Source organism: Bacillus sp. JJ1127, assembly GCF_036965845.1.
In the GTDB taxonomy this organism is placed as follows: Bacteria; Bacillota; Bacilli; order Bacillales; family Bacillaceae_G; genus Bacillus_A.
Window position 1 is genome coordinate 22,028 of record NZ_JBALQK010000026.1, and the last position, 6,015, is coordinate 28,042.

At 36.8% G+C, this 6,015-nt stretch carries 12 protein-coding genes; 2 read left to right on the forward strand and 10 right to left on the reverse strand.

Annotated elements, in window-relative coordinates:
• Window position 1 precedes the first annotated feature (1 nt).
• The 10 genes from V7183_RS03640 to V7183_RS03685 all read right to left on the reverse strand — a co-directional run bounded on the left by V7183_RS03640 (window position 2) and on the right by V7183_RS03685 (window position 4,867).
• Window positions 2–286 (reverse strand): hypothetical protein, encoded by a 285-nt coding sequence (locus V7183_RS03640; RefSeq protein WP_335358697.1) that lies wholly within the window; start codon window positions 284–286, stop codon window positions 2–4.
• 58 nt (window positions 287–344) lie between these two features.
• Entirely contained in the window at window positions 345–674 is a 330-nt protein-coding gene (locus V7183_RS03645) for a hypothetical protein (protein ID WP_335358698.1), read from the reverse strand.
• 262 nt (window positions 675–936) lie between these two features.
• Window positions 937–1,452, reverse strand: coding sequence for a hypothetical protein (locus tag V7183_RS03650; protein WP_335358699.1), 516 nt, complete (start codon window positions 1,450–1,452; stop codon window positions 937–939).
• A 4-nt stretch (window positions 1,453–1,456) separates the two neighbouring features.
• Window positions 1,457–2,242, reverse strand: coding sequence for a phage antirepressor (locus tag V7183_RS03655; RefSeq protein ID WP_335358700.1), 786 nt, complete (start codon window positions 2,240–2,242; stop codon window positions 1,457–1,459).
• A 284-nt stretch (window positions 2,243–2,526) separates the two neighbouring features.
• The gene (locus V7183_RS03660) at window positions 2,527–2,745 is read right to left on the reverse strand and encodes a helix-turn-helix domain-containing protein (RefSeq protein WP_335358701.1); all 219 of its coding nucleotides are present in this window, start codon (window positions 2,743–2,745) and stop codon (window positions 2,527–2,529) included.
• Window positions 2,746–3,327: 582 nt separating this feature from the next.
• Window positions 3,328–3,621 (reverse strand): hypothetical protein, encoded by a 294-nt coding sequence (locus tag V7183_RS03665; protein ID WP_335358702.1) that lies wholly within the window; start codon window positions 3,619–3,621, stop codon window positions 3,328–3,330.
• Between the two features lie 163 nt (window positions 3,622–3,784).
• Window positions 3,785–4,036, reverse strand: coding sequence for a hypothetical protein (locus V7183_RS03670; protein ID WP_335358703.1), 252 nt, complete (start codon window positions 4,034–4,036; stop codon window positions 3,785–3,787).
• 25 nt (window positions 4,037–4,061) lie between these two features.
• Complete coding sequence (locus V7183_RS03675; RefSeq protein WP_335358704.1) at window positions 4,062–4,184, reverse strand: DUF3961 domain-containing protein; 123 nt, start codon at window positions 4,182–4,184, stop codon at window positions 4,062–4,064.
• A complete protein-coding gene (locus V7183_RS03680) occupies window positions 4,168–4,533 on the reverse strand; it encodes a hypothetical protein (RefSeq protein ID WP_335358705.1) in 366 nt (121 codons plus the stop codon). The genes V7183_RS03675 and V7183_RS03680 overlap by 17 nt, the downstream gene beginning before the upstream one ends.
• 28 nt (window positions 4,534–4,561) lie before the next feature.
• Window positions 4,562–4,867, reverse strand: coding sequence for a hypothetical protein (locus V7183_RS03685; protein ID WP_335358706.1), 306 nt, complete (start codon window positions 4,865–4,867; stop codon window positions 4,562–4,564).
• A gap of 138 nt (window positions 4,868–5,005) precedes the next feature.
• Here V7183_RS03685 and V7183_RS03690 point away from each other — a divergent pair, with 138 nt between their 5' ends.
• Together V7183_RS03690 and V7183_RS03695 are read left to right on the forward strand one after the other, a co-directional pair.
• Complete coding sequence (locus V7183_RS03690) at window positions 5,006–5,230, forward strand: helix-turn-helix domain-containing protein (RefSeq protein ID WP_335358707.1); 225 nt, start codon at window positions 5,006–5,008, stop codon at window positions 5,228–5,230.
• A gap of 183 nt (window positions 5,231–5,413) precedes the next feature.
• Window positions 5,414–5,848 carry a stress protein gene (locus V7183_RS03695; RefSeq protein WP_438825151.1) on the forward strand — a complete coding sequence of 145 codons (435 nt, stop codon included), beginning with the start codon at window positions 5,414–5,416 and terminating at the stop codon, window positions 5,846–5,848.
• Window positions 5,849–6,015 lie beyond the last annotated feature (167 nt).

Below are 6,015 nucleotides of genomic sequence, written 5' to 3' on the forward strand. Positions count from 1 at the left end.
GTTAAATCACGTCCTCTCCTTCGAATTGTGTTAGTAGTTCTTCGATTTCATCGACAGCTTGATCTAATGTTGATTTATTGTCGATGTAGTCCATTACGATATTTACCGATGCATCAGACGTCCCTATCTCCAACGCTTCAAAGATAAAGTCACCTTTTACTAACTCGATAGATACGTATGAATCACCGCCAAATAAACTAGTTAACTTGTCCGAAAGCTTGCTACATGATTTATCCATTAGTAATAACATTTTAGTTAAATGTCTTTCTCGCTCTGTAAACTTCATTAAATTAAAACCTCCGTTAAATTAAAGTAAAATAAAAAGCGGTCGAACTGACCGCAAATTACGATTTTTTATATTTTTGTAGTAGTTCCTGTGCACTGATCTCGTCTGCGTATTCGGACGGAATCGTCAATACATCGAGAAGTTCATCAACATTAATTTCATCGTTATAGTAAGCTAGTATACACTCGCATGCTCTGCTGTGTGTACCACATAGTCTTTCAATAGCATGGTCTTCAATCTCATTGATTTCTTGGTAAATATCGAAGACAAATGGGTAAAATTTAACTTTCTTATACAGTGATTTAGCTATAATAAATAATCCGCTTGTAACTTCCCAGTTATAGTGATTTCCATTACTATACTTGTAAGTTATTTTTTCTTTTAACAATATAAACAACCCCTTCTAAATAAAATAAATACGTAAAGGGTGGACGGTAAACCTGCTTACCCGTCTCATTCGTTTCCCTTAAATTAGTACGCCGAGATTCGCATTCTGACGCGATTAACTTTCGTTTTGTGTACGACGATACAGTTAATCGCGTTAAAAATCCCCTCTCTCACCTTATAGGTGCGTAAAACGACATTTTGTTCTAGTATTATAGTCAACTTTTTTGGGAAATTTATCTTCCCTACATACAACATTACTGCAGCTAACTTTCATCATCTCTACCCGAATAAGGCACTGCCCGTCTAGGTTTTCGCTTACCTCCCATCATTTCGTCTCTCTGTTTTGCGGCCATAATTAACTCTAGTTTTTCAGGCGAATAAGGAGCGTCAGTTTTCCACGAGTGCTTTACCATTTCGTACTCCTTACTCCAAAACGGATTTTCAAGCCACCCTGCATAGTATTGATCACGTTTTGTCTCCCTTTTCGGACCCAATACAGTATTTCGTTTCTTCGCTCGGTTCATCGTATCGTATGCGATTTTACATTCACGACAACAAGTATTACTATTGCTGGGTCGAGTCTTGTCTCGATAAAAATAACGGCAATACACACATCGTTTAATGCGCGGGTCCGTTTTGTCGTGTAGTTTCCCCCTTAGAAGGCGTTTGACTACGTGTACTGCGCAATCTCTCGTTAAGCCTTTCGTAAATTGTTCGGTAAACTCGATTGCCCCTTCGCCAGGATATCGATAATTTAGTATTTTCATTTTCTCACTCATATGATCATGCCCCTTTCCCTAGGAATTTATCTACAAAGTATAGTTGCCCTTTTCCGGTTACTTTCGTCGTGCTTGTTGTCCGTGTAGAACCGTCGGGATTTGATACAGTTCGCTTTTTAATTTCGAATAAATCTAAATCCATTGAAGATTGCGTCGGTAAATTGTACATATCACCACTCTTCTTACACAAGTAACCGTTTTTACGCATCCATTCGAATAGCCTGTTCTGACCAATTTTGATTCCGTTTTGTCGTAATAGTTTCGCAAGTTCACCAATGAGAATTGACGTTTCTGAAACTTCGAGTGCTTCTGCGAATAATACTTTCGGCTTCTGTTCTTCGATAATCTTTTCTGCTTGTTTTCGTGCCTGCTGTTCTTCTTTCAAACGAGAAGCAAGTCCGATAATAAAATCAGGGTCCTTCAACGTCTGCTCTAGTGTTTCAGGTGTCATATATGCGCCGTGTTTACGGATTGTCGGGAGAACTTCTTCGAACACCCACTTTTCAAATTGTTCAGCTTGTGGAAGTTTAGAACGAGTTATTAATCTATAAAGATTCCCCTCACTGATGAACTTCTTTTCTTGTTTTCTTCCTAATAAATCGATGACTGGGTAAAACACCCACCCACTTTCTTTCGTATGTTGCTTGATTGCCTTATGCGGATCTGAGTAACCTAATATCCTTGCTGAATCTGTTGCAGGGAAGTGCTCCTTACCATCCTTGATAAGAATCTCTAACTCACCAAAAATACCATGATTAAACTTTTTAACTTGTGCTTGTAAATTATTCACTATAACGCCTCCAGTTTAATTTATTGTTTTTCACAAATCACTATCCTAGAAAAGTTTTCCCCTAAGGAACAACTCGATTCCAAAAGGTAACTATGGCGGTTTCTTCCTTCCTATGGTATAAATACCTTTTAAAAATTGCACATTAATGTACCTCATTGTATTCTGTGTCAATCACGCCACCCTTCGTTTGTCCGTCTTCAGTAAATCCTACTGCCGTTAATAAGTAGTTATATCTACCGCTGTCACTTTAATATCGTTGGGTGCTATCAATACATCATTCCTTATTAAACTTCGCCTAATCTTTCATATCTTTCTACAAAACTAAAAAACTCTTTATCAAATTCAAAATTAGATACTACTTTCGCTTTTACCTTAGATGTTAGTTTTAAACTACCTGTCTCAATACGCCCAACCGTTGCAAGAGATACACCCAAATAACAAGCAAACTCAACCTGCGTCATATTCTTGTATAAACGTACAAACTTGAATATCTTTCTATCCATATAAATCGTTCCTTTCTTCATTTATTCAAAGCCTTACTAATACTTGTTTCATAAAACTATCATTTTGATATATTCATAGACTTTTACCTCCTATAGTGTAGGACGCATGAGAATAGAAGACTGCGCAGCATTATTACGTCAAATTTTTACTTTTGCAACATTTTTTCGTTCTTACACAACGTTTGACGCATTACTTTATAACCTTGCGCGCTTTTTCGTAAATTTTTTTTCGATTTTTTAATCTCTACGCTATATGTGATGCAAGACTCGCCCATTTCGCGCAGAAATCTTGAAATTTTTTTCGCTTAATACTTAATAAGTCGCGTGAGATTGCTAAACCGCACACATTTCCGGAAATTTTTACGTCCTCATTTAAATAATGTCGCCGAGAATCAAAAAAAAACGACAGGTTTTCGCAAAATTTTCTTTCCACTTATATAATGCCGCTCACACCCTAAATCGGACACTTTACAGAAAAAATTCCCCTCTACTTTAAATAATTCCGCTTGCATACTAAAAACGACATGCTTATGAAAAAAAATAAAAAAGCACCGCTTGCCGTACGATGCTTTTACCGTTAAATTATTCTGTTTTTACGTAATATAAAATTAAATCGATTATACTTTTGTTTTTAAACTGATTGATATCCGTAATAGATAACGGTCGCTTGCTATAAATATGAATCTCTAGAAAATTCCTACTTAAATCCTTCGTTTCCAAGAACGTTTGCAAATCATAGACCCCTAAATGTTCATCATTCGCTGTTAGAAATAACTCATCGTTCAACATTAAACCTTCTAACATATAGGTTTGATAGGTATCGTCAATAGGGTATCGCCTTTCCATTCTAAATACTTCTCCCGCTTTTAATTCCATACTTAGTTTCCCCCTTTGTTAATTTAATAGGTCGATGAACTGTCCCAAAGTAATACACAACCGTGGCCAAACGCCTCCATACTACCTTGTATCATCGCTTAGGCTTATTTGTTTGCATGCCTACCTATCGCACACAAACCTCATAGCACACCTTTCAAAATTACTATTCAAAGACTAGAACAAACGATGTACATTCTCCTAACGGCTCAACGTCTCGTAACTTAACCATATCTTTCTTGCAATCATATTCGACGGTATCCCTCCAAGTTTCTGTTTCGATAACTACTTTACAAATCGAATCTAACTCACTCATTTGGAATAATTCGATAGGTTCTTCGATAGGTAATTTTGAAAGCACACTTTGTAATCCCATCGGTAACCCCTGCATTTGTTCAACGTTTAAAAAGCAGCTCATGATTTCCGCCTCCATTTTCGTTTTCTTATAGTACCCACGCGATAAGCATACTCGCCGTGAATAACAACGTACCTATTACGTAAAATCCGTAAAGCCAAATTCCGTCTGATACTGTACTTATACCAAAATAATCATTTAGTTTTCGCATGACGGACACTCCCCCGCTCCAATTCGTCTAGCAATTGACGTACTTCATTGCGATAGTTTTCGCTTAAGTGTAAGAACAGTTTTACCGCTGTTTTAGACGCGTTATTACTAACGAGTACGCTGCCATCCCGCTCATCGTAACTAGCGATATAAAGACGCTTGTCAGTTTCGACGTATACCGTCGTCTGTCCTATGGCGTCGTAAGCCAACGTACTGACTTCGAAGTGATTGATATGAGTTTCGTAGATTTTGTCGGTAAGATGCGTTTGTAATTCTAACGGTAGAGCTTCGAATGATTTGCGTTGTGATTCGGTGAGTAGCGTTTTGAATTCTTTCGTGACTTTCCCCATTTCGTTTTATCCCCTTTCGAATAACCGTTTAGTGTATTTCGCGTTTGACAGCTGCAATTTTTAATAAGAACTCAATTGCGTTCATACTGCTAATTGCTTCAAGATTGATTGCGAAATCGTTTACCTCGCCAAGTAAGCTTAAAACCTCCGTTCCGAGTACGATATCACCCGCTTGGTCATGGTAGTATTCATTAATCTCGATGCCGTCCTCATATACGCTTAAAATGAATGAATCGCTGATTTTCACGCCTTTTTCGAAGCATTCTACGGTGCTTCCGTCGTGGTTTTCGATAATTATTTTTACATTTACTTGTTCCATGTTTACTACGTTCATTTTTTCACATCTCCCTTTCGGAATTCCGATTTTCGTAATCATAAATTTAGTATAATTCCGATTTTCGTAATTTGCAAGTATTATTTTACGATTTTCGTAATTTAATTTATACTTAAAATAAAAAAGGAGTTGTAACCTATGGAAATTAAAGTATTATTAAAAGAACAATTGGCGAAACGAGGATTAACACAGAAGGACTTATCTGAGGCAACTGGAATAAGGGCAGCAACTATTAATGATCTCTATCACAATAAAAGTAAACAACTTCCTGTAAAGGCCATTGAAAAAATTGCTACTGAATTACAGATAGTAGATATTAGTGAACTCATAATTTTGAAAGAAACGGATCAACAGGACGCTTAATAGGGCGTCTTTTTTCTATAGAAACTTCCCAACGTCGGGAACTACAGGGAATACATATGGTAAAAATAACAATTTTCAAAATATCCCCAGGTAAATATAGTCATTTATTGTTATAATTAAATACGTAATATATTTTGGGGAGGACTCACTTTGAAAAAGACATTAATCGTTGGGGCACTATGCTTGTCATTAGCTTCTCTAACTGCATGCAGTAGTGGTGGCGAAAAATCATCCGCTGAACCAAAGCAAGAAGCGAAAAAAGAAAAGAAAGAAACCAAGGTAACGGTAGACTCCATTATCACTGAATTCAAAAACGCTGGGCTAGAAGCGGAAAATCCGACTGATCTACCTCAAAAAGAGTTCGGTAACATGCGTAAAGAAGGCAAACGTATCTTGGTACCAGCCCTTGGCGAAGATAACGGTGGAAGATTATTCGAGTTTACTAAAAAAGAAGATCTAGAGAAAGCAAAGAAATACTACGATGAATTAGGAAACAATGCTCCTATGTTATTTTCTCATACTTACGCAAAAGGTAACTTCTTATTGCAAATGAATGGCGAAATGAAAGACGAAGAATTCGCAAAATATAAAAACGTAATGGATAAACTAGTGAAATAAACGCAAAGAAGCCGCCCTCACAGGCGGTTCTATTATATGTATACTAACTTGCTCATTCTACGCTTCTTTTTTCTTCCTTTCTTCCCATATTTTCCTTGTAATCTCGATAATCTCCATCAATAGTTCCCATAATATTTTTTTTATTTTATCGTTACTCAATATTTTAT

Coding starts and splice junctions, on each gene's coding strand:
- V7183_RS03640 (WP_335358697.1), bottom strand. CDS start 286: ATGAAGTTTACAGAGCGAGAAAGACATTTAACTAAAATGTTATTACTA.
- V7183_RS03665 (WP_335358702.1), bottom strand. CDS start 3,621: ATGGAATTAAAAGCGGGAGAAGTATTTAGAATGGAAAGGCGATACCCT.
- V7183_RS03685 (WP_335358706.1), bottom strand. CDS start 4,867: ATGAACGTAGTAAACATGGAACAAGTAAATGTAAAAATAATTATCGAA.
- V7183_RS03670 (WP_335358703.1), bottom strand. CDS start 4,036: ATGAGCTGCTTTTTAAACGTTGAACAAATGCAGGGGTTACCGATGGGA.
- V7183_RS03690 (WP_335358707.1), top strand. CDS start 5,006: ATGGAAATTAAAGTATTATTAAAAGAACAATTGGCGAAACGAGGATTA.
- V7183_RS03660 (WP_335358701.1), bottom strand. CDS start 2,745: ATGGATAGAAAGATATTCAAGTTTGTACGTTTATACAAGAATATGACG.
- V7183_RS03650 (WP_335358699.1), bottom strand. CDS start 1,452: ATGAGTGAGAAAATGAAAATACTAAATTATCGATATCCTGGCGAAGGG.
- V7183_RS03680 (WP_335358705.1), bottom strand. CDS start 4,533: ATGGGGAAAGTCACGAAAGAATTCAAAACGCTACTCACCGAATCACAA.
- V7183_RS03675 (WP_335358704.1), bottom strand. CDS start 4,184: ATGCGAAAACTAAATGATTATTTTGGTATAAGTACAGTATCAGACGGA.